Raw genomic sequence first — 22,028 nt, 5'->3', positions numbered from 1 at the left:
TCTTACCTCTTTTCTTTAAAAAATAGATTTTGATATATCTCTACTATGTCCTCCGTATGCCTTCTTAAAATTTTTCGGTTAATAGCACTCCTCGATACAGAATCTTCACGTCCACCTAATTGATCTTCTAATTTATTGAACGGATTATACAAGAAACTCTCTATACAGTTCACTTGTAACCCCCATTCAATCAATGTATTGTATGTTGTAACATTTTCCGAGAGGTACACCGTCTTCCCTAAGTATAACGAAATAAGAATATTACCGAATCCCTGCTGTCTTTTATGATTCATAAAAATAAAATCACAATCATTGATTAGTTTCCCATATTCATAACCATCCAAAAATTCATACATAGGTTTGAACTTATCCCCAAACATTTGTTTCCCATATTGACTAATTTGTTTTATATATACCTCGTCTCCATAAGAAAGTGGTACAATTACTTGGGTGATTTCATCTAAATATTTAAGTAAAACATCGAAAACTTCTATATGGTTATTTGTTTGGCTTCCTGAATTACCCACTAATACATTAATATTTCTACTAAGATTTTCATTTCCCTCAGCTATAACTTTATCAAGAATATCCATATCAATATGTGAAGGATAATGGAAATTAATATATTGTGCAGAAGTTTCATAGTGATCTTTTACTAAATTGAACTCTCCCTTAATTCCTGTCAAAACCTTGTCAAGTTCCTTTATAAATTTCACTTTACTTGTTTTTTTTTCATACTTATCCGTTGAATATTTATCCACAAATAGCTCTTTCGTTTTTTCACCATACAGTTGAATATTAAGATCAGAGTATAAATCCGAACCCCATATGATCCAATGAGTCTTCGGTTTGCAAATTAAAGGATTTTCAAACAAATCAATTATTGAGTCGAATAGAAAATGTATATATACATTTTCCGAACGGTTAATGGTATCAATTAACCAATAATTCAATGAATAATTTGTAATATCTAAATAAGAAATTTTATGAATATTTTCTGTTGTCTTTTCAAAAAAATCAAAAGAATTTCTATTGTCAATTAGTATAAACAGATTTTGATGTTTATAATTTTGTGTTTGAATGTAATCATAAAATGCTTTGGACGCCATATTGTCCATAATAAAATGAATATTTCTGCTTTCTATACCTACTGTATCTTTTTTTAATTTTGAAAAATAGATAATCTTGATTTCTTCCTCATTTAAATCATCAATAGTAATATAGTTTCTTATGAGATTAATCCTTTTATCTGTGGGGTTTAACTCTTCATACCTATTAAGATAGGTTTCTAATAAGCTTTTAATAGGGAAGGATTTCAAAAAAAGTATTTTTTGTTTTAAATACTTTAACTCATGTAACCATGCTCTTGTTTCCATATTTTCTTCGATAAATAGCCACTTCGCATTGTAAAAATCTTGATTTTCTACTAGTCCAAAACCCATTAATTGCAAAGAAATTTCTTTATAATAACTTGAAGCTACCAGTACTTTATATGGTAAGAAGCTTTTTTTAATTAATATTTCCGGCAAATAAATATTAATACCATTTAATTCTGCCCTATGCTTCTCCTCATCGTTATCAAGGTACATTAAAACTGGTACTGACAATTGTTTAACAATCATTTGAGAAAAATTACCTGTTCCAAAAATCACGATTTGATATTCTTTACTACCATCATTCATGTAGTTATTATGCCTCCTACTATAATAATGGCCTCTCGGCATTCACCGAGGCCGATGGGACAAGGTTTTCCTCATTCCATCAAACGTACCTACCACCTACGTTCATAGAGGTTTTTTCATTTCTATCCTAACTCCAATTGGAAAATAAGTTGGTTATTTGAGTAATTCCGATGTAAAAAGACTTAGTTATTCCTGTCTTTTCAAATTGTTTCTGTTAGATTATCTGATTTGATAGAGACAACCTCATGAAAAGTCCACTAATTTTACAAAGATAGTTCAAAAACTTTTTATAAAAGAAATCGTAAAAAATCCCGTAAAATTAGGGATCTTTTATGTAAAACCTTTACAGTTCAACTTTCATTTAATAAACCGTAAAAAAATACACTGTATTTTCTTTTGAAAATCTCTATTTTGTACAAGCGACAATATATCTATTAATTCCACTCCAAATTGCACTTGTGCCAATCAATTCAAATGAAGTATATATCGTATTCTCTTTCAACAAATCAATTAATGCCTCATAATGATCTTCTTTATCTGTTTGAATAGCTGATGCTCCATGGTTAAATCCTAACTCAAAGATTAGACAGTTACTAATTTCAGATATATATCTTAAGTCCTTAAAAGCAACCTCTATATTATCACCGCCCTCAGCCATCCATTGAAATACACTTAACATTAAAGCAACACCGTATTTTTTATCAACATCTAATTTTGTAATATCGAAAGGTGAATGATTCCAAGTAATGTTACTTATATTTTTTTATTTAATAATAGTTTGGCATAGTTCTGAATAACGTAAATTAGTTTCAAATGTTGTAACTTCATTTACATCATTTGAAAGAGTGAAGCTAAAACATCCTCCGTTAGCACCAATATCTAAGATATTGGTTGTACGTAGTTGATCTGTAAAATTGTTTGAGATATAATCTGAAATAATTTTACTTTTCTTCAAAAATTACTCTTTTATTAAACTGGTTTTCAGATGATCAAATTCTCCAAAGGGAATTGGATGATAAATATGCCCTCTTGCCTCAATTGGATTTTTTTCAAGTTCAACCACAAGTTCTTTTATGTTCTTCATGATTACATCTCTCCCTGTTTAAGTTCTAGTAATTATTGAGGTAAGTAAGAAATCGTTCGTATGCTATCACATTCTTAGAGAAATACACATTATCTGTTATATACTCATAAATCCAATGATAATAACTATCGTTTAATATCATTGTAATATCAATTGCCTTAATTTCTCCTCTATTAATTAATAACGCCATTGCAGCCCTATGCTTTCCATATAGAATAAATACATCACCACCAAAATTAGCAATTTTTATAGGTTCATATGAATCCATAAAAATTTCCTGTTTTCTCTTTTCAAAATAAAATAGACTTTGCTCTAAAAATTCTTGTGAAATTACACAAGATCCATTAAAATCAAGCGTTCCTTTCTCTTTCCTTAGTATATACTCACAGTCTTTCAAATCTTTATTGTCATTAATAGTTTTCATTAATTCAAAATGTGGAGATTCAATAATTTTCTGACCAATTAGGGTTAAATCGTTGTTCAGCCAATCAAATCCTAATCTCAATTCATCTATAGGTACAACTCTAATTTTTCCATTTGGAAAATATGAACTCTTTATTATTTGTGATTTCGCCTTTACTCCACATTCAAAAAGATATTTGCACTTTTATTAACTAATTCTTCATTGATAGACACTAATTCTAACGAAAAAGTAAATTTGAATATTTTCTCATTAGGCACTCCGTATTCTAACAATTGCTTGTATATTTCATTGAAATACATGCTTGCAATTACAATCCTCATAGCATCATTCATTTTCATTTCTGAGATCACCATTGTAGGTGAATATACCTCTATATCACAAAACTTTTGCCCCCACTTACTAATGTCGTTGTCAGCAAAACCTAAAACATTAAATTTCCCTCCTAATATAGAGAGAGTAGATTTCCCGAAATTTGAAGCTCCCCAAATAATATAATCCATCAAATCACCTCTCTACATCTTCTCAAAGTAAAATAACTGTAACAGTTGGCTTGAAGCCTTTAATTATTAAACTTCACTAGTAAAAAAACATCTGCTTTCAAAAAAAAGAGAAGTAATTATCCTTCTTGTACATTTCAAACAAAGATTCTTTGTTCGAAAAATCAAAAATGGGTACTAGTTCTGTTTTGTTATATATTTCACCATCTATAAGAATATGTGGATGGCTATTTTCTTAGGTAATTTGGTTTTCAGTACTTAGCTTCTTCAGACGAACTTCACCCACAACTAAGTGTTTTTCATTTATTATCTTCACATATCATTAAATCTTTTATTATATAAAATTCGTATTTATAAATCGCTTCGCTACTAACACTCGGCACAAAAACCAAAAAGTATCCACCACCCTCACATTCCGATAATAGAATGCTATAGATACTTATATCTTTATTCCCAAGCGACCTGTATAATCAATTTTGTTTAGCAACATAACTATATTATTTTCAGTGAAATATTCTGTTACCGCCTCTTTTGCCCCCCTGCCAATGTCCATAATCGTCCACAATTAATACCCCTTTTATTTCTAATAAGGGATAAAGATATTCCATTTATTTGTAAGTTTAATAATAAAGATCAGTATCAAGTCGCATTAAGGAAATTCTATCTGGAACCGTGTTTAGTAGTGTTTCTTCAACCCTTCCAATAACATAATGAATATTTTCAGAAGGATATAGTGTTTGTTTTAGAATTTGTTGTACACCTTCAATAGAAGCATTACACCACGAATTAATATTATTTTCTTAACAACTCTTTATTTCTTGTTCAACTGTAATCCCTTTGTAATTAATGTCATTGGTATAACGCATACATCCTTTCAATAGAAGTCATAGTATATCTTCTAACCTTAATATATATTTCATTGAATTCATCTTCTATGTCAACATCTATATTATTCAATCTTCTCACATGCTCGGCAGATAATAATTCCATGCCATCCCTGTAATGGATACTTTCGATTAGATTACACTCGTTTAACTGTGTAGCAATATCTTCATAGTACATGGATGCAATAAAAATTTGGTACTCTCTTAGATCAACCATTTCTAATATAGACTCTAAGGAATACACGGGCTTACCATAAAAGCTTGTCCCAATTTTATTCTCGGAATTATCAATGAAGCAAAAAAAATCGTTATGATCAATACACTTTAATACAATTTCAGCAAACTGACCCGTTCCAAAAAGAATTTTCGGTCTATCTCCTTCATGTAGATTCATGATTTATTCCTCACATTCTAAAAATAGTATCATAAATTTAAATGCATCCCGTTTTTTCCTACTAACTTATACAGACATTTCCCGTAACGATTCTATTAATATTATATTGTCCTAGATAAAACAGCTTCAGCTGTAATTCATCTCTTAATGTAATCTCTTCTAAACAGGCATTTTATACCTGTCTCCGCGAACTGTTCCACGATACGGCTCCTACGGCATTAAAAAAATATCGAAGTACCACAACGTTGAGACCATTTGCAAGAGAATAAGCCTCCTATATACCCTGCACCAACTACTACAATCTTTAATTTAATGCCCCTTCACAATTCCTCTCAAATCCTCTACCGTCAGCCATCTATCGTTGGTTTCACTATTATATTCAAAGCCTTCAGGAAGCGTTTGTCCTTCGATCTTCTCAGTCGTCCACCAAGAAAACTCTGGTGCTATCACATAGTAGTCATCATATTCAATTGTATGTCTTGAATCATCTATTGTAATCATCGTCTCATGTAATTTTTCACCTGGGCGAATACCTACAATTTCAATCTCACATTCTGGCCCTATCGCTTTTGCTAGATCGATAATTTTCATACTCGCAATTTTCGGTACAAATAATTCTCCGCCTCGCATACGACTCAAATTATCGATTACAAACTGAACACCTTGCTCTAAGGTTATCCAGAAGCGTGTCATGCGTTCATCAGTCACTGGAAGAATCCCAGTATGCTTAATCTGTTGAAAGAATGGCACAACACTACCACGACTCCCTACAACGTTGCCATAGCGAACTACAGAAAACTTTGTATGTGTACCACTGGCATATGAATTCGCAGCAATAAACAGCTTGTCAGAAGCCAACTTTGTCGCCCCGTATAAGTTCACGGGAGCAGCTGCTTTATCTGTAGATAATGCAATAACTTTTTCGACACCACAATCGATTGCGGCTTCGATCACATTTTGTGCACCATTAATATTTGTCTTAACAGCTTCAAATGGATTATACTCACATGCTTCTACATGCTTCATAGCTGCAGCGTGAATAACAATATCTACCCCTTCAAAGGCACGATACAAGCGTTCCTTATCGCGTACATCTCCAATGAAATAGCGTAGTCGGCTATTCTCACCAAACTCTTTTCTCATCTCATATTGCTTCAACTCATCACGACTGAAAACAATAATTTTTTTCGCGTCTAATTCCAATGCTTGTGCAACAAACTTTTTACCAAATGATCCCGTTCCACCTGTAATAAGAATTGTTTTGTTTTCTAGAGGATTTTGTAACATCTCATTCACCCTTCTCTGCTGTACATCATTACTTCTATCTTATAAATTACGCTTAATCTACTTCTGGTTAAGTTGCTCCCTTGTGTGCGTTAATTCTTTTTTAATCTCCGGAAGCTCTATTATCATCTTGCTCAAAAAGGGAGACAAAATTCGTATTAGTAATGTTACTTTTTTAATTAGTTGAGGCTCTTTGACGACATCCAACAATTGACGTTCAAATGCATTATATTCAACAATAAGCCATTCTTTAATGAGACGAATAAATGTATCCTCTGCAAATAGTTGATTAAGTTGATATTCGATTTCCTTCAGTAGTACAGCAGCCTTATTAGGACTAGTTCTACTCATTGTGTTAAGTTTACTTAACTCCTTCTCCAGCCACTTTGTCTTTTCTAATATGGTTGTCACATATTGAATGGCATTTTGCAATCTATTAATCAGCAGTTGTACATCCACAGAATGATATAAAGGTTTTTCACGCAGAATAGATTTCATTTCATGAAATGAATATTGCTTGTGAGTAGGTTCACCTATTAATGTTTCTAAGTCCTGATACATAAACCCATTAATAGCTGCACCTTCTTTTGACGTATTGAAAAAGTTTACTGTATTCATATTAACAACAAGCTGTTCGATATCTCTCAAAGTCTGAAGCATGCTAAAGGTTGTCGGGTTAGTAGTTCCCTTAACATTCTCAACTTCATAAAGTAAATCCTGGTCTATATAACTTAATTCATTGTTTCCAAGATGTGCCGCCCCTGGTGCATACTTTTTCTTACCAGGATACGACAGATCTTGTCCTGCTAATACAATCGTTGTAGCTCCCATATAAGCAGCTGCTTGAATTGCAGTTCCAGTAACAGAATATGTTGGCTTCATAATATAATTCTGATCCTGATATGGAATCAAGAAGTTCACAATAACATCATTATCGTAATAGGCATACATATTATTGTCATGATGCAATGTAACTATTTCATGATGGATTTGTGGCATCATTAGTAATGGAATATCTATAAAACTATTTGCTCTAAATATCTTTGCGTTGTATACACCAGCATCCATAGATACAATCAAATGAGGTGTAATTCCATAATGCGATAAGCTTTGTACGCTTGATCCTGCTGCAATTATTAACCACTCATTCTGTACCTTCTTAATGTATTCAATATCATATTGTAGAGATGGTCCTCCACCAATAATTAGTGCAGTTGCACCTTCATAATGGTTTTCAAGTGTTTGGAGTATTGGCGTTTTCAACATAGCTGGTATATTACGTAATGTATTCGTGTACATAATTTTACCAAACGTTTGATGAATACCAACTACAGCTTTTCTATGAAGATCCACTTGTCGTAAAGCACTAAGAAACTGTTTTTCAATATCTAAACTAATTTGTCCGTAAAAGGGAATATGAACAAATTCATATTGTAGCGTACAATACTTATTAATTGCTTCCAAACAATTTTGCATTGCAAGCTCGTTTTTCCCTATACCGATATACTTAATGTTTACATGCCCGTACAATATCGAAACATCGACAACGTTAAGCATTTCTACGAATAGTTCTACCTCCGGCTCATATACGAAAAATTTATGATTCGGATATCTTTCCATTAGTGCAGACAAATGATACGTTAAACCTAATCCAAATAGTATGATGTCTTTTTCGCCATTCTCATCTAACTGTAGCGATTCACACCAACGATTACTCTCGTGAACAGGATCATATTTGCTATACAATAAAGAGTTCTCGTCAGCATTACGTTCGATATTGTAGGATTGATTACGATTACTCACTAACTTATAACTACTATTTGCTCTATTATTTACAGCATTTATAACGACTTCATAAGTAAAAGGTTGGAAATTCTTCAAATAAGATAAGTTTTGTGCGAATTGTGTTGTCATCCTTAACGAGACTCCTTTATCGCAACTAGTAATAATTTCAACTGCTCTGTAATTTCATGTTTAATAATATCAGCAACATCGACAAATTGTTGCTTTTCCAATGCATTCTCTATATCAGCAATAAAAGATGTAATGCTCTGCAAAACCGGGGTTGAGCGCTCAATCATTTGTGGTGCATGATCAGTCGCGTCATTCAGCGTCATCATCGTTGTTTGAATTAAATTACTCATACCCGTTATATACTGTGAAAATAACTCACTTCCTTGTTCATTAAGTGGCTCATAAAAGAGTTCCCCTACGGAATCACTTGCAGCAATTAGCTTAGGTATATATTGTTCAATTTCATCTATAATTCCATTCCAAAGTTCATGGGTTATTCTCATATAGTTTCTCCTAACAAAATTTATATTGGATGTACATTCTACTTACTATATCGGATTTTTATAATTGTTTCATTAACAAAAAAGGCTGCCCATGGGCAGCCTTTTTTGTTAACTTTTATTATCCTAGAAGTTTAAGAACGTTTTGTGGTACAGAGTTAGCTTGTGCAAGCATAGAAGTACCAGCTTGTACTAAAATTTGGTTCTTAGTGAATGAAGTCATTTCTGCAGCCATATCAGCGTCACGAATACGAGATTGTGCAGCAGATAGGTTTTCAGCATTAACTCCAAGATTGTTGATTGTGTGCTCTAGACGGTTTTGAGCAGCACCGAATTCTGCACGTTGATCAGATACAGTGTTGATTGCAGTTTTGATAGTATCAATAGCAGCTAGAGCTCCACCTTCAGTACTTAAATCGATACCAGTAATATTCAGACCATCAGTACCAGTACTCATATCTTTCAATGCAACAGAAATTTTAGTATCTGCAGTACTTCCTACTTGGAAATTAAGTTCAACATTAGCCGCACCAGCAGTTGAGGATAATAGAGAAATCCCATTAAAGTTAGTGTTTTTTGCAATATTATCGATTTCAGCAGTTAATGCCGTAACTTCTTTAGTAATTGCAGCACGGTCTTCAGCATTATTGTACGTACCGTTTGAAGCTTGAGTAGCTAGTGTGTTCAAACGTTGAAGCATAGAATGAACTTCAGTAAGTGCACCCTCGGCAGTTTGAATCAAAGAGATACCATCTTGAGCGTTACGTTGTGCTTGTTGAAGACCATTGATTTGGAAACGCATTTTTTCGGAAATTGCAAGACCAGCAGCATCGTCAGCAGCACGGTTAATGCGGTATCCAGAAGAAAGCTTCTCCATAGTTTTATTCATTGCGCCATTGTTTGCAGTTAGATTGCGGTGCGCGTTCATCGCACCTACGTTAGTGTTAATAAACATAATTATCATCCTCCATGATAGGTTCTAGTGCCACATCCTTGTGGTCACAATACTATTATCGGATATAATCCGGTAATAGTTAATAGTTTTTCAAAATTATTTTTTATAATCTATATAATAGGATAGAATATCGCTGTTATGAACTCCACCATAGGAGTTTAATGTTTTCCTTTGGACATTAACGTTCTTCATGTCACTTGAATCTTCACTATACCACTGATTAACAATGTCCTGAACCTCTTCATTCAATTGTTTAAGCTCGGTAATATAGCTTGTGAGCTGTAGCAACTTCTCACCTGACACTTGGTCCGTATAAGGATGCTTTAATCGCAGCATGTTAATAGTAGCCTTATACGATATCTTTTGCTGCTCTAGCGTTTTCATTTGATCTATCTGTTCTTCAAATCTTTCTTGCTTAGCAATGTTGACCAGTTCTTGCTGCACAATCACCAATTCACAATAGATAGATACTAGATCTTCCACTTCACCATCAGCCATTGCTCAGCGCCACATCCTTCCCGATCTGCTCCCAGGAAGATTTGATATCAGTAATAATCAGTATCGCTTCTTTCAAAGGATCTACTGTCTTTTCGAGATTACTGCGAACTGATAAGTCTATTACATATTGGTAGAGTGGATGTAATTGCTCTGCTATTTCTTTACCCTCTTTGAAATTTAAGCATGCAATTAATTCATAGACGATATCCTGCATACGTTTTATAGCTAGATTAGAACCTTGGATATTACTACTTTCTATTTCATTAATCGCTTGATTAGCAAAGCGGATTACACCTTCATATAGCATAGTTATTAGTCGATGAGGAGAAGCCGTCTCATATTTGTTTTTCTGGTACGCTTGATATCCCATCATATTCGAGATCATATTGTTCTTCACCCTCCCTATATTATTCAAGTCAACTATTTAGATTTAGTTAAGGCTTCAAACTGTGAAGTTAACCAAGCTTGTTCATTCTTCAAAGAGGACAATAAGGTCTCCATTGTCGAAAATTGTTGCTTTAACCGTAATTCTTTCATTTCCAGACTTCTATCCATGGATTCTAGGCGCGTATCCACCATTTTAATTTCCGAGTCATATCCTGTAATTTTTGAAGTAAGCATACCACTTACAGTGGATGTATAATTACTCATAATGTCATTTAATTGCGTAATGATACCATTGTCTTTTACAAGAGCATTAGGATCGGCATCTATCTTATTTGCAGTAAAAAGTGAAACAACCTTTGCAGGATTACTTTCTAGCGCACTCTTAAACGCCTCAGTATCAAACGTAATTTTACCAGTCATTTGACTACCAGAGGTAAAACCTTTATCAATACTCAACCCCATTTGCTCCATATACGCATTACCACTATCTGTAGCAACCATAGAAGTAAAAATCGAATATAATTGATTACTTAATTGTTTTAAAGTCGAATCGCCTTGTAATGGATTTGTTTTATCATCACTATCTGGTTTAGCTAAATTTGATTTTATTAAAGACGTTAAGTCATTATATGCTGTTACAAACGCATTAACCTTACTAACAATTGCATCCGTATCTCTAGCAATGCTTATCGTTGTAGCCTCAGTAGACGTTCCAGTCAAATTAAAGGTAACACCATCGATAACATCACTGATTGAATTAGTCGCCTTCTCAATAGTGTATCCATTTAGTTCGAATATAGCGTTTTTGCCAGGATCTATATCTGTAAAAAGCGTAGATAAATCTGTAGGCACAGCATCTGGATCATCCAGAGGGATCACAGTTAGGGATACATTAGAACTGCTTCCTGTTTCAGTTGATGTAAGAATAAATGAAAATTCATCTGTGCTTGTATTAATCAGCGACGCTTTCACATCAAATTTCTCAGGGTTTTTATTCAGATGATCTCTCAAAGCAGTTAATGCCTCTTTATCAGTTTTATATTCACTAAAGTCTATGGCAACTTCTTTACCATTGATTTGAACTGTTCCGCCTTGCAATGAATCTAACCACTTTGTACTATCAACTGAAATGCCATCGGCTTTTGCTGTAGCGCCAGCAGCCAGTTGGCTAACCTTAAGTGTATAGGAGTCCCCACTTATAGAACTAGTTGATGATACGATAGCAGTTGCAACATTTGAGTTAGTGCTATTAGCTTTATAAGTGTTAAAATCACTCGACATCTTTAGATTAATAAGTGCTGACTCTAATGCTTTCATCTTTGTATTAATTGTACGGAAAATCGTTTGCTCCGATTGCAGATTCGTTTTTTTTGTAGTGAGATTGTTATATGGAATCTTTTCAATAGCCATTAAATCTTTAACCATTTGTGCAGTATCTAGTCCTGATGATAAACCAGTAATACTAATACCCATTATAATCACTCCTCTTTATTATTTAGCGTTTTTCATCGATGAAAAATCCAATCATATCCTTGAGCTTAGCCGCCAACTCAATCATATGCTTACCAGGGATGCTTTCAATAACCTCTTGCGTACGAGAATCGAAGACTTCCACGTAATACTGTTCAGCTTCTTCACTGAACTTGATGCGCATAGATTTACTTTCCATTTTCAGTGTTGCGTTGACTTTCTCCACTTCCTTGTAGAGTCTATCTCTGTCTTGCTCTGTGAATTTAGAATCTGCGTTGTTAATAGCATGTGCAGAAGAGCCGATTTTCTGAATTTCCTGTGAAGCCTCTACTTGCTTCTTCACTCCAGGTAATTGACTCCAATCAACTGAGGATCCATCCATACGATTGATTGAACTAAACACAATAATTCCTCCCTTAACTGTTATCGTTATGGAGAGATCTCTTCTTAAGCTGCTTCAATATTTCCTTAGTGTCATGATCACTCGACATTACTGACTGCATATTTTCCGCTTTGATGGCATCATATACTTCAGATCGCAAAATCTGAATATGCTTGGGAGCTTCGAACCCCAACTTGATCGTATCGCCTTCAACTGCTAATACATAAACTTCTATATCATTGGCAATCCGAACAACCTCGCCTACTTTGCGCTTCAATACTAGCATTCAACCTCACCTTTAATTACCAATGGAGCTCGCAGGCTTAATGAATCATCTGAAACGACATATTGGCAACCTTTCTGCGTAGTCGATACGACAAGAATAGGTGCCCGTAAATTAATAAAAGGACTATTATCAATAAATCGCAATATATAAAATATTGCTAATTCATCTTCATCTTGAACGCCCAGTTGTTCAACGGTTGATTCATCTATGTGAAAACTAATGTTATTCTCACTGTACGCAGCAGGAACTAATAATAGGCTAATATCTTCACTAAATGACTGCAAAACCAATAGTTCAGTATCTTCATAAGGCAGTAATGCAAATTGCTTTAGATGAGAAAAGCCCACAATACCTTGTGAAAAATGAAAGATCTGATGATCTTCTACGATGATTTCGCCATAAAGATTGCTCTTGATCACTTGATTAGAAACGGTATTCTCACCCATATATACTGCACTCCCTTAACTTACTAACGAATATAATCCAGTAACGACATCTGCATCACTTTTGCTCCAACAGATAGGGAAGCTTGCAGCACGTTCTGCTGTAGCTGTAATTGAATAATCGCATCAGCCATATCTACATCAGCAACACTAGATCTCAATGTTGTTAAGCTAACCTTCTCATCCGCGATACGGCTTTGAATCAATTCAAAGCGATTCATACGCGCGCCAACCTCAGCAAGACTTAACGAGATTTGTCCGATTGCACCATCGATATCAGTTAAGCTATCAGATAAAGCAGTTTGGTCGTTGTTTTGTAGATGACCAATAATGTCATCAAACATCTTGAAGATATTATCATCAGCGCCAGCTTCGCCGAATACTGCTCCCCCTGTCAAGCTTACCTCTACGGTGACAGATGAACTCACGTTAAGATAATAAATACCTTGATCTGTTGTTTCAGTAGCAGCTATACTACGATCGGGAGAATTTGGATCTGTTGGATCAGTCTTCACTGTGCCTATCGAATAAGGGGGCATATCTGTTTTCTGACCATTAAAAATGTAACGACCATCATACGTACTATTACCAATCGAAATCATTTGTTCACGGAGCTGAGAAATTTCATTACTTATCCCTTTTCTTACTTCAGCAGTTACTGTACCATTTGCCGCTTGATTCACAAGCGTATTCAAACGTTGCAATATTCCATTCGCTTGTTGCAGCACCGAATCCGTCTGACTCAGCCAACCATATCCCGTGTTCGCATTGGCAAGATATTGTTCATTACGACTAAGCTCTGTCGTATAGCGCATCTGATAACCAATTCCAACAGGATCATCACTTGGCTTACTAATTTTCTGTCCCGTTGACAGCTTGTTCTGCCAATCCAATATATTATTACTATTGTTACCGATATTACGTAACAATTGCGTATTTTGCATCATACTAGTGATTCGCATAATCTACCTCCTCCAATTTTTTCATCGCTAACTTAGTTGCCTCCAGTAATGAAAAAACACTTCGAAAGCATTATCTATTTTTGTATATTATCTTCCTACAAGCCCCATGCCGTTAATAATCTTATCAAGCATCTCATCTACCGCTGTCATATTACGAGCAGCTGCATTGTACGCATGCTGGAAGCGAAGCATATCCGTTAATTCTTCATCCATTTGCACGCCGCTTACTGATTGCCTGCGGATATCTACATTATCAGTCAAATCGCTGCTTTTCTTGTAATTTGTGTCTGCAATATTTGAACGTGTTCCCAGATCACTAACAAATGCTCGGAAATAATCATCCACTGTACCTGTAGATAGTGAAGTCATATCAGCAGGGAATTCAAACTTCAAATTACGTAAGCTTGTTAATGCTAACGCAATATCGCTATTACCTTTAATCGCTGACATACCTGCCCCGGAACCCTCGTATTGACCTGATGCTGCAACTTTGTTCGTATCCTTCTGAATTTCCGGATTAACTTCAATATTATCGATAGAGAACGGTAGTGTTGGATCCTTCAATGTGAAGAAATCTAATCCCGTCTCAGCAGGTGAGTTCAGTGTGTAACCTAACTTATGAACACCATTGAAACCCTCTACCGTAAACTTTGCTTCAGTCGTTATTTTTGAGTTCGCTGGAATGGTTGTACCTGCTGCATAAGTTGTTACAGTTGGTGGTACGACTGTATCATCCCTCACTGTTACAGCGTTATCAGCAATCATCGGAGTTGACGTTTTGTAGCCATTAGGCATTGTAATTTGAACTTTACCATTAATAAGCGTATCAACCAATGCATCCAATTGACTACGTGTTTGGATAATATCCGTTTGTGATTTTTTGTAACCTGAAATTTCACCACTCGTAATACCAGCAACATCAGCACCAGTTAAAGCTGTTTGCATTTGGCCATTAACAACCTGAATGCCAGCGCTATAGACGTTAAGCATGCCGTTCGCATCTTCTGTATATTGTACATCTACAATTTTGGATAATTTATCGACAAGGACATCTCGTTGGTCACGATAATCATTCGCATGATCGCCAAGCATTTCAATTTTACGAATCGTTTCATTCAATTCAGCAATGCCATCAATAAGTTGGTTTGCTTCCTGTAGCTTAATATCAATATTGCTATTAATATCACCTTCAAGTGTTGTTAATGAAGTTCCGATTTTATTAAATGTATCCGCCATATTTTTCGCATTACCAATAAAATCAACACGTGCACTTAGTAGGTTCGGGTCGCGATTCATAACTTCAAGTGAGTTCCAAAACTTATCCATTACAGCACTTACCCCATTATTAGAAGGTTCATTAATAATCGTCTGAATGGCTTCCATCGTGGCATTGTATATTCCATTCATCCCTTTATCTTGATTTTCACGACGGTACTGCATATCTAAGTAGCTGTCACGTACGCGTGTAATGCTCGAATATTCTACGCCTGATCCAATCTGACCAGGTGTGAAAATACGGTTGAATCCAGGAGCAGATAATGGTGATGCGTTGATAAGATTAACTCGTTGGCGAGAATAGCCCTCTGTTGCTGCGTTGGAAATATTGTGGCCTATTGTATTCAAAGCAACCTGTTGCGTTAATAGTGCACGCTTGCTCGTCTCTAAACCGTGAAATGATGATACCATTATAAACCTCCTAAAACTTTTATTGACTCCCTGAGCTGCTGCCTGCAAATAAAAGTAGCATCGGAAGCATAAGCGAATTCACGCTCTTGTGTCATATATTCCTGATCGTTTTTGTATATCTGTATTGACTGTAGGACGCTTATACGTCACTTCATCATCGGGCGGTCCGCATAGAACATCCAGCGAGAAATGTACATACTCTAATGATTGCTGGATCAATTGCTGGTTAAGCTCATTCGCTTTACTAAGCTTTATTGATACATCTCCAAGGGCAGCCTGAATCTCTGTTAACTCCTGCTTTTCTTCAGGTACAACTAACATTTTCGTCATTTCCGATAATGTCATTTTTAATTTGGGTCGAAATCCTAGATCTCTTTGCAGCTTCGTTAGTTGAGTACGAATCCCTGCCTCAAGTTCTGGAACAGGCTTAAGTGCTTTCGTCTCTTTCATCGTAAGCGCATTAATGAGCTCAATCTCATTGTTAATAATGGCCCTTTTTTTCTCATCAGATAATGTGAATAAAGCACGATAGATAAGCAATAATTGTCTTAGCTGATTCATCATAAGTTGAAATGCTGTCTGTTCCATCCATGTTCCTCCATATCTAGCGTCGTTCTATTTGAAGAAAGGCAACAACTTTTCCGCTATTTTTCCAGACTCTACATGGTAGTTTCCAGACTGTACAACCTGCTTCAATTCATTCAAGTATTGAGTACGCTCACTATTTTCTGTGCGACTCGTTTCTAACATTTCTTGTGCTGCTTGGGAAATTTGAATATCATCCTTGGCAACGGATTTTCTATCTTCCTTCCGAAAATCGGTTTGGCTTTGATATGTTTTATTGATTCCATTAATACGATTTATATCGTTGATTTTCATTACACTCACCCCATTGTTCTAAAAACTAAAAAGCCGATAAGCTACTAGTAGTATTATCGGCTCCTTTGTATTTATTATGAATAGTAAATCCTATTTAAGTCCTATCTTTGTATTGGCTAATCCCTTTGTAAGCACTCTGAACCTGTTCGTCAGTAAGTTTTTTGCTTTCAGCAATATTGGTTTCATGGAACAAATTTTTCGAAGCATTTGTTAAACGAGTACGACAGCTATCACATAGATGATTATGGGATATTAGCATCCCACATGATTCACATGGATACGATAAATTTGGAGCATCCATCATCGAAATTCTACCTTCACGCACGAATTTAGTAATTTGCCTAATCGAAATACCCGTTTCGTCAGATAGTTCTGTAATAGATGCGCCTCTGTGCTCACGCAAATACGTAGAACATAATTCGTATTCTTTATCAATATCTCGTACGCAAGCAGGACATACATCCTTGAACCCTTTTGCAAACACTTTACCGCAACGAGGACAATTAGCAATATTCATCTCCCAATCAACTCCTTTATTCCACTTTACCTTATACTATACTTTATCGTAATTTCGGGGGGATTTCATTAGTTCTATCGTGAATTTCCAAATATTTTTATCTTTTCTGCTTTACTATGCCCTTGCCCATGTGAGCCCGTAGATTGTTACCTCGCTGGGAGCACTATCTAAGATGGCCTGAGCGCAGGCTTCTATCGTGCTGCCCGTCGTATATACGTCATCTATAAGTAGTATATTAATTGGCGTTCGACTAGATGACACTTCCATAAGCGGCAGCCAGTATGATGGTTCACTTATATACAATTGCTGAACGGTGCTTACCCGCTCCCACTTCTTCTTCGAGCTTAGTTTAATACTGTCTCGCTGACGACGCAGTAGCTCTATAAAGGGAAGCTCACCATACTCAGCAACACTCATTGCTAATTGTTTTGCTTGATTAAACCCACGCTCCAACAGTCTTTCTTCGCTGATCGGTACCGCAGTAACTACTTGCCACAGCTTATATCGCTTAGCATATGTATGAATGGTTAGTCGTGAAGCTCGCCAATGCTCATACAATCCTTGATCCCTCACTAATTGAAGTGTCACCTGTTCATAGACATGCGATTGCATGAAAGCCAGCAGCTCTCGATACCGCTCATCCCCTTGAAACTTGTACGTGCTAAGCCACTGTTTCATCTCATCCGTATATCTTACCGCACTACGATTACAACGTAATGCACTCGTCTCGCGATAATGACAATCCTGGCAAACCTGAGCTCGTCCACACCGTCTACATTGTACTGTAGTAATCCACGGAATGTTCGCCACACAAGTTGCGCAAAGCAGATCATATAATCTTCGATCAATCCAAGGATGTTGGTTGTTGCGTTCATAACGATTACGCGTAACACTATTTTGACAGCAGAGACAATGACGCTTTCTAGCTGTTAACCACCATAACCATTTATTTTGCGTAGATGATGGCATCAGGTGTCACCTCCTTCGTGTATGTGGGTGAATTAGGATGTTCTTTGTTGGGGGGTCTTGAGGATAGGAAAGAATCACGTGGAAAAACCGGAAATACTACATGAAACAACAAACTGAAACCGCATACAAAGAGACTGGTAAACTATTCAACTCCATCAAATGTTTCCATGCCATCTTATGGAGTTTCAAACCCTTCAATAACCTAGTGCAGATTAGGCCCTAGGGAATAGGATAATCCAAGTTTGGATTCATCGGTTTAAAATATCCTTTAATACAATTTGGATTAACTACACAAACCTGAATATGATTTTTCGCCTTGAAACCTGCGCCGGGATACAAATCGTTCCCTTCAAAGAAAACACCTCTGATAGAATCGTACGGCTTTTGTCCTGTCTCCTGGTTGTATTCATGTACTGCACGAATAACCGCACAATCAAGGAATCGTCGTAACAGTTCTTCACTCTCGGCTCCACGACCGTATTTATTCTCTGGCAACGATGTACCAGCATTACGGCTCTTTATCTTCAATATCTCATGCCCGCGCTTCAAGACCTCAAGAGAACCTTCCTCCAGTAAATTCAAACAATGACCAAGGTCAATAATCGCTCCGATAGAAGCTGGATTTTCTACTATACCTGCAACACGCGATCGCTGAGCCTTGAGCTTTTCGGCATAATTCACGGCTCTTTGAGGGTTGTTCTCCCAAAAATAAATACCTGGTCCCAACCAATCATAGTCATTCTGACTTAAACGCATTGAATCCTGATGCAATATTATACTTTCCGCTACTTGGTAATCACAACCATGAAAGCCCAACACGAAATTAGGCAAATTTGAGTACATCATTGTTCCTTATACTGTGGTAATAACTTACCATCTTTATCAGCAATCCCCGCTTTCTGCAAGAACTCTAAAGATGCCTGCTTCTGTTCTGTACTAATTTTCTTAATGTATTCATCCATCCCATGGATATATTTTTGAAATTCGGCTGTAGCCATATTTTCCACCCCGCACATTAGTTATTCATATTTATGATTATAACACAAATAATCGTCACAGTACTGTAGTTACATATCTGCTATCCCATATCTACAAGGCTGAATTACCCCATTAAAAGTTGTGCTTAAACTGCGTTTGTTTTCTTCAATTCCTCACATATTATGCACAGCGGAGAGAACAGAGTTACCTTTATTTTACTCGGGAATACCCTTTTCGGGGCGAAATAAGTCACTTTGACATTTATTCTGCATGGCAACTCGATTTGTTTGAAATAAAAATACTTATATTGCTCCACTACCAATACTGCTCCAACAAATAACGTTCCTTCCTCGCTTGCTTATTCATTTTCACAATCTGCTTCAATGCTCGCAATTGTGCTTCATTACGATGCTTGGCTGCAAAATACACTTTACCCTTGGGATCATCCGCGGATCTGCCTGCACGTCCTGCCATTTGTACGAGTGATGCTTCATCGAATAATGATCCATCCGCATCGCAAATATAGACATCACTTTGTGGAATAGTGACACCACGTTCTAATATTGTTGTCGTCACCAACATTCTTATATGTCTCTGGCGAAAAGATTGCACCTTCTCCGTGCGCCCATCATCCTTAGAGGATGTTGCCGCAATAACTATGCTTGGAAAATAGCGCTGTAACAATGTAACATATGGCTCCGCTTCGGCAATACGTTGGACAAATACAAACAACTGCGCGCCTCTAGCAATGGATTGCTTCATTGCGGTAATTACAGCTGTCGGAATACTAGACTTTCGCAATTGCTCTGCTATGGAAGGCGTGGTTAGCATAGTTGGTACGGGGAGTGGATGGCGGTGATATCGAACGGGGAGTAAAACATAACTGAGTAGCTTCGCACTCATCGCCTGTTGTAGCTCTCTAGGCGGGGTGGCTGATAACAATATTCTAATCCCGCCTAATGTGCTGCATTGCGCCGCTACACGATATAGACGGGGATCACCATGATAAGGAAATGCATCCAGTTCATCAATAATAACAAGCTCAAAGGTTTGTTGGAATCTCATTAATTGATGGGTTGTAGCTACTACGAGCTGTCCCTCTTGCCAGCGCTGAGTACTCCCACCATACAATGTTACAATCGACAGCTCAGGAAATGCCTTTCGCAAACGTGGATCTAGCTCTAGTACAACATCTCGGCGCGGCGTTGCCAGTAGCACTTTACCACCTTGCTTTGTTACATATTCGATAAGCGGAAAAATCATCTCGGTTTTACCCGCCCCTGTCACCGCCCAAATAAGATAGTTGCGATCGTAGCGTTGCCGCCAACTTTGCAGCTGTTGCAGCCTATGGCCGATCATATGATCAAGTAATCTCCTCGCTGGTAACGCTCCCTTCCTAACACTACGCTCACGCAACCCCTCCTTTTCTCGGTTATCTACAAGCTGCCTATTTTCCCTTCGGCCCTCCCGCTCCGTACTAGGTTCGACTGCACGACCACGTTCTCGCAGTTCCACATAGCGCTTATTCTGTGTATAAATGTAACCTAGCGCCGCTTTCGTCGCTTTTTGCTGTGCGGGACTAAGATGATATCTCGCTAATTGCACAATTTTACTTGGATGAACGACTATTTTCTTCTCCCCTCCCCCAAGTAAAGGTGAAAGATACCGTCCTACGAGCAACAATCCACAAGTACGACTTCTCCCCATAACAAGACATTCCTTGCAATAGTAGCAGGCTTCTCCACAGTAAACGCAGACTGACGAAGTATGCTCTAATTGCTGCTCATAGCAACGTAAGCAACAATATCGAGCCTGCCTGCTTCCACTTTCCAAGCGTTGCAACTGCACGCTACTTCCTACTACGATACTTCCCTCTATGATGCATCTTTGCAATGCTGCACGCCAATTATGTAGTACTCCGCCTTGTACTTGATCTGCCACCAATGATTGCAGTTCCCCATAAAGCAGCTTTCTCCCCCTCATTAACGACGCCAACTGCAATGCAGCAAGCCTTCCTTGCTCAGCGTCAGCGCTACTAACGGCATCACTACTAATAACAAACTCACCCATGGCAGCATTACTAACATTAACAGCAGTAGCACCAGCTACTGGCTCTAACTCCACTACTCCATCGCTCCAGCGCACCTGTAGCTGAGCATGCAGCAGCCGAGCTACTGCCGCCTTTGCACTATGCAAACTTTGATAGCTCCGTTTACTCGTCATCCACTGCCTAACTACATAATCACCGTACGCTAGCGAAATTGGCTGTATGGTCACACTATATTTACTCCCTCTCTGCATGTAGCAAACCCATTCCTCCACTTGAAACTGATTACGCTTTTCATAAGGTAGTAGCAGTAGCCGGTACTCTGTCGATTGCGTCCATAATATTAACTTTGCATACAACTGTATTCCCCCAAACTTTTTGTAGCATCGCGAAATGCTACTTAGTAAACAAAAAGTAACTTCGTAAGCATAATCCAAACTTTTTGTAGCATCGCTAAATGCTACTTAGTAACAAAAAGTAACTTCGAAAGCATAATCCAAACTTTTGTAGCATCGCGAAACGCTACTTAGTAAACAAAAAGTAACTTCGTAAGCATAAACAAACGCAAAAAAGCACACGAATGTCCATAAATGGATCGTTTCGTGTGCTTCACGCTTACAAATTATGTCACTATTATAGGCTAGAATGGCAACTTACACAAGTCATCTTGTTTACTCAGATCAATAATGATCGCATGATCTGATATGCCACTAACTCGATCATTCAATACAATATCATTATTATTTCTACCCCAGTGATCTACCATTTGACGCAAATCCCGATTAGGCTGAGTGTTGACCACCGTTATGTGAACCGGGATACCCATCCAATGTGAAAAACGCTGGAACGAGCGATAGTACCACTCCATACTATCCTGTTGCTCGTGATCTAACAATATATAATGACGCTTTGTTGGTTGTTGACGACTTGATAAGTAATAATACACATGTACGATAGCAGCCGCGATAATATAGCATCCAATAACAATAAGCAGAAGTTTAATCATCGTTGATACCCCCTCTTTGC

The 22,028-nt window shown here is 37.0% G+C and carries 26 protein-coding genes; all 26 read right to left on the bottom strand.

What is annotated here, in order from left to right; translation table 11 throughout:
• Window positions 1-2 precede the first annotated feature (2 nt).
• The 26 genes from AC1TPB_RS15565 to AC1TPB_RS15440 all read right to left on the bottom strand — a co-directional run bounded on the left by AC1TPB_RS15565 (window position 3) and on the right by AC1TPB_RS15440 (window position 22,008).
• Entirely contained in the window at window positions 3-1,682 is a 1,680-nt protein-coding gene (locus AC1TPB_RS15565; protein ID WP_482077340.1) for a TDP-N-acetylfucosamine:lipid II N-acetylfucosaminyltransferase family protein, read from the bottom strand.
• A gap of 406 nt (window positions 1,683-2,088) precedes the next feature.
• On the bottom strand, window positions 2,089-2,361 hold the full coding sequence (locus AC1TPB_RS15560) for a hypothetical protein (protein WP_482077339.1): 273 nt from the start codon (window positions 2,359-2,361) through the stop codon (window positions 2,089-2,091).
• Between the two features lie 279 nt (window positions 2,362-2,640).
• Window positions 2,641-2,766 (bottom strand): hypothetical protein, encoded by a 126-nt coding sequence (locus tag AC1TPB_RS15555; RefSeq protein WP_482077338.1) that lies wholly within the window; start codon window positions 2,764-2,766, stop codon window positions 2,641-2,643.
• Between the two features lie 25 nt (window positions 2,767-2,791).
• Entirely contained in the window at window positions 2,792-3,271 is a 480-nt protein-coding gene (locus AC1TPB_RS15550; protein WP_482077337.1) for a hypothetical protein, read from the bottom strand.
• Window positions 3,272-3,342: 71 nt separating this feature from the next.
• On the bottom strand, window positions 3,343-3,690 hold the full coding sequence (locus AC1TPB_RS15545; RefSeq protein ID WP_482077336.1) for a hypothetical protein: 348 nt from the start codon (window positions 3,688-3,690) through the stop codon (window positions 3,343-3,345).
• Window positions 3,691-4,536: 846 nt separating this feature from the next.
• A complete protein-coding gene (locus tag AC1TPB_RS15540) occupies window positions 4,537-4,965 on the bottom strand; it encodes a hypothetical protein (RefSeq protein WP_482077335.1) in 429 nt (142 codons plus the stop codon).
• Window positions 4,966-5,274: 309 nt separating this feature from the next.
• A complete protein-coding gene (gene pseB, locus AC1TPB_RS15535) occupies window positions 5,275-6,252 on the bottom strand; it encodes a UDP-N-acetylglucosamine 4,6-dehydratase (inverting) (protein ID WP_482077334.1) in 978 nt (325 codons plus the stop codon).
• 57 nt (window positions 6,253-6,309) lie between these two features.
• Window positions 6,310-8,163, bottom strand: a complete 1,854-nt coding sequence (locus AC1TPB_RS15530) for a motility associated factor glycosyltransferase family protein (RefSeq protein ID WP_482077333.1) — start codon at window positions 8,161-8,163, stop codon at window positions 6,310-6,312.
• Between the two features lie 2 nt (window positions 8,164-8,165).
• A complete protein-coding gene (locus AC1TPB_RS15525; protein ID WP_482077332.1) occupies window positions 8,166-8,546 on the bottom strand; it encodes a hypothetical protein in 381 nt (126 codons plus the stop codon).
• Between the two features lie 118 nt (window positions 8,547-8,664).
• Window positions 8,665-9,498 carry a flagellin N-terminal helical domain-containing protein gene (locus tag AC1TPB_RS15520; protein ID WP_482077331.1) on the bottom strand — a complete coding sequence of 278 codons (834 nt, stop codon included), beginning with the start codon at window positions 9,496-9,498 and terminating at the stop codon, window positions 8,665-8,667.
• A gap of 96 nt (window positions 9,499-9,594) precedes the next feature.
• Window positions 9,595-9,996, bottom strand: coding sequence for a hypothetical protein (locus AC1TPB_RS15515; protein WP_482077330.1), 402 nt, complete (start codon window positions 9,994-9,996; stop codon window positions 9,595-9,597).
• A complete protein-coding gene (gene fliS / locus AC1TPB_RS15510) occupies window positions 9,989-10,393 on the bottom strand; it encodes a flagellar export chaperone FliS (protein ID WP_482077329.1) in 405 nt (134 codons plus the stop codon). Before fliS ends, AC1TPB_RS15515 begins: the two co-directional genes overlap by 8 nt.
• Before the next feature lie 23 nt (window positions 10,394-10,416).
• A complete protein-coding gene (fliD, locus tag AC1TPB_RS15505; RefSeq protein WP_482077328.1) occupies window positions 10,417-11,856 on the bottom strand; it encodes a flagellar filament capping protein FliD in 1,440 nt (479 codons plus the stop codon).
• Between the two features lie 22 nt (window positions 11,857-11,878).
• A complete protein-coding gene (locus AC1TPB_RS15500; RefSeq protein WP_482077327.1) occupies window positions 11,879-12,256 on the bottom strand; it encodes a flagellar protein FlaG in 378 nt (125 codons plus the stop codon).
• A gap of 13 nt (window positions 12,257-12,269) precedes the next feature.
• Window positions 12,270-12,521: a carbon storage regulator CsrA gene (gene csrA, locus AC1TPB_RS15495; RefSeq protein WP_482077326.1), complete on the bottom strand. Its 252-nt coding sequence runs from the start codon at window positions 12,519-12,521 to the stop codon at window positions 12,270-12,272.
• On the bottom strand, window positions 12,515-12,967 hold the full coding sequence (gene fliW / locus AC1TPB_RS15490; protein WP_482077325.1) for a flagellar assembly protein FliW: 453 nt from the start codon (window positions 12,965-12,967) through the stop codon (window positions 12,515-12,517). Before fliW ends, csrA begins: the two co-directional genes overlap by 7 nt.
• Before the next feature lie 23 nt (window positions 12,968-12,990).
• Complete coding sequence (gene flgL, locus AC1TPB_RS15485; RefSeq protein ID WP_482077324.1) at window positions 12,991-13,926, bottom strand: flagellar hook-associated protein FlgL; 936 nt, start codon at window positions 13,924-13,926, stop codon at window positions 12,991-12,993.
• Between the two features lie 87 nt (window positions 13,927-14,013).
• Window positions 14,014-15,612, bottom strand: a complete 1,599-nt coding sequence (gene flgK / locus AC1TPB_RS15480; protein ID WP_482077323.1) for a flagellar hook-associated protein FlgK — start codon at window positions 15,610-15,612, stop codon at window positions 14,014-14,016.
• Window positions 15,613-15,690: 78 nt separating this feature from the next.
• Complete coding sequence (locus AC1TPB_RS15475; RefSeq protein WP_482077322.1) at window positions 15,691-16,200, bottom strand: flagellar protein FlgN; 510 nt, start codon at window positions 16,198-16,200, stop codon at window positions 15,691-15,693.
• Window positions 16,201-16,227: 27 nt separating this feature from the next.
• Window positions 16,228-16,491, bottom strand: a complete 264-nt coding sequence (locus AC1TPB_RS15470; RefSeq protein ID WP_482064249.1) for a flagellar biosynthesis anti-sigma factor FlgM — start codon at window positions 16,489-16,491, stop codon at window positions 16,228-16,230.
• A gap of 94 nt (window positions 16,492-16,585) precedes the next feature.
• Entirely contained in the window at window positions 16,586-17,008 is a 423-nt protein-coding gene (locus AC1TPB_RS15465; protein ID WP_482077321.1) for a flagellar protein, read from the bottom strand.
• Between the two features lie 114 nt (window positions 17,009-17,122).
• Complete coding sequence (locus tag AC1TPB_RS15460; protein ID WP_482077320.1) at window positions 17,123-17,977, bottom strand: hypothetical protein; 855 nt, start codon at window positions 17,975-17,977, stop codon at window positions 17,123-17,125.
• A 219-nt stretch (window positions 17,978-18,196) separates the two neighbouring features.
• Complete coding sequence (locus AC1TPB_RS15455) at window positions 18,197-18,793, bottom strand: hypothetical protein (protein ID WP_482077319.1); 597 nt, start codon at window positions 18,791-18,793, stop codon at window positions 18,197-18,199.
• Between the two features lie 26 nt (window positions 18,794-18,819).
• Window positions 18,820-18,975: a hypothetical protein gene (locus AC1TPB_RS15450; RefSeq protein WP_482077318.1), complete on the bottom strand. Its 156-nt coding sequence runs from the start codon at window positions 18,973-18,975 to the stop codon at window positions 18,820-18,822.
• A gap of 295 nt (window positions 18,976-19,270) precedes the next feature.
• Entirely contained in the window at window positions 19,271-21,361 is a 2,091-nt protein-coding gene (locus AC1TPB_RS15445) for a helicase-related protein (protein WP_482077317.1), read from the bottom strand.
• A 281-nt stretch (window positions 21,362-21,642) separates the two neighbouring features.
• On the bottom strand, window positions 21,643-22,008 hold the full coding sequence (locus tag AC1TPB_RS15440) for a hypothetical protein (protein ID WP_482064253.1): 366 nt from the start codon (window positions 22,006-22,008) through the stop codon (window positions 21,643-21,645).
• Between the last annotated feature and the right edge of the window lie 20 nt (window positions 22,009-22,028).

This window comes from Paenibacillus sp. Y951, from assembly GCF_056786395.1.
Note: the sequence above shows the minus strand (reverse complement) of the source record. Positions and strands in the feature narration are given on the sequence as shown.

What these genes read in the sequence shown, in the direction of transcription:
- flgL (WP_482077324.1), bottom strand. Translation starts at nt 13,926, where the DNA reads ATGCGAATCACTAGTATGATGCAAAATACGCAATTGTTACGTAATATC.
- AC1TPB_RS15540 (WP_482077335.1), bottom strand. Translation starts at nt 4,965, where the DNA reads ATGAATCTACATGAAGGAGATAGACCGAAAATTCTTTTTGGAACGGGT.
- AC1TPB_RS15465 (WP_482077321.1), bottom strand. Translation starts at nt 17,008, where the DNA reads ATGAATATTGCTAATTGTCCTCGTTGCGGTAAAGTGTTTGCAAAAGGG.
- pseB (WP_482077334.1), bottom strand. Translation starts at nt 6,252, where the DNA reads ATGTTACAAAATCCTCTAGAAAACAAAACAATTCTTATTACAGGTGGA.
- AC1TPB_RS15525 (WP_482077332.1), bottom strand. Translation starts at nt 8,546, where the DNA reads ATGAGAATAACCCATGAACTTTGGAATGGAATTATAGATGAAATTGAA.
- flgK (WP_482077323.1), bottom strand. Translation starts at nt 15,612, where the DNA reads ATGGTATCATCATTTCACGGTTTAGAGACGAGCAAGCGTGCACTATTA.
- AC1TPB_RS15440 (WP_482064253.1), bottom strand. Translation starts at nt 22,008, where the DNA reads ATGATTAAACTTCTGCTTATTGTTATTGGATGCTATATTATCGCGGCT.
- fliW (WP_482077325.1), bottom strand. Translation starts at nt 12,967, where the DNA reads ATGGGTGAGAATACCGTTTCTAATCAAGTGATCAAGAGCAATCTTTAT.
- AC1TPB_RS15520 (WP_482077331.1), bottom strand. Translation starts at nt 9,498, where the DNA reads ATGTTTATTAACACTAACGTAGGTGCGATGAACGCGCACCGCAATCTA.
- AC1TPB_RS15530 (WP_482077333.1), bottom strand. Translation starts at nt 8,163, where the DNA reads ATGACAACACAATTCGCACAAAACTTATCTTATTTGAAGAATTTCCAA.
- AC1TPB_RS15475 (WP_482077322.1), bottom strand. Translation starts at nt 16,200, where the DNA reads ATGGAACAGACAGCATTTCAACTTATGATGAATCAGCTAAGACAATTA.
- AC1TPB_RS15470 (WP_482064249.1), bottom strand. Translation starts at nt 16,491, where the DNA reads ATGAAAATCAACGATATAAATCGTATTAATGGAATCAATAAAACATAT.
- AC1TPB_RS15450 (WP_482077318.1), bottom strand. Translation starts at nt 18,975, where the DNA reads ATGGCTACAGCCGAATTTCAAAAATATATCCATGGGATGGATGAATAC.
- csrA (WP_482077326.1), bottom strand. Translation starts at nt 12,521, where the DNA reads ATGCTAGTATTGAAGCGCAAAGTAGGCGAGGTTGTTCGGATTGCCAAT.
- AC1TPB_RS15545 (WP_482077336.1), bottom strand. Translation starts at nt 3,690, where the DNA reads ATGGATTATATTATTTGGGGAGCTTCAAATTTCGGGAAATCTACTCTC.
- fliD (WP_482077328.1), bottom strand. Translation starts at nt 11,856, where the DNA reads ATGGGTATTAGTATTACTGGTTTATCATCAGGACTAGATACTGCACAA.
- AC1TPB_RS15560 (WP_482077339.1), bottom strand. Translation starts at nt 2,361, where the DNA reads ATGTTAAGTGTATTTCAATGGATGGCTGAGGGCGGTGATAATATAGAG.
- AC1TPB_RS15515 (WP_482077330.1), bottom strand. Translation starts at nt 9,996, where the DNA reads ATGGCTGATGGTGAAGTGGAAGATCTAGTATCTATCTATTGTGAATTG.
- AC1TPB_RS15565 (WP_482077340.1), bottom strand. Translation starts at nt 1,682, where the DNA reads ATGAATGATGGTAGTAAAGAATATCAAATCGTGATTTTTGGAACAGGT.
- AC1TPB_RS15555 (WP_482077338.1), bottom strand. Translation starts at nt 2,766, where the DNA reads ATGAAGAACATAAAAGAACTTGTGGTTGAACTTGAAAAAAATCCAATT.
- AC1TPB_RS15460 (WP_482077320.1), bottom strand. Translation starts at nt 17,977, where the DNA reads ATGCCATCATCTACGCAAAATAAATGGTTATGGTGGTTAACAGCTAGA.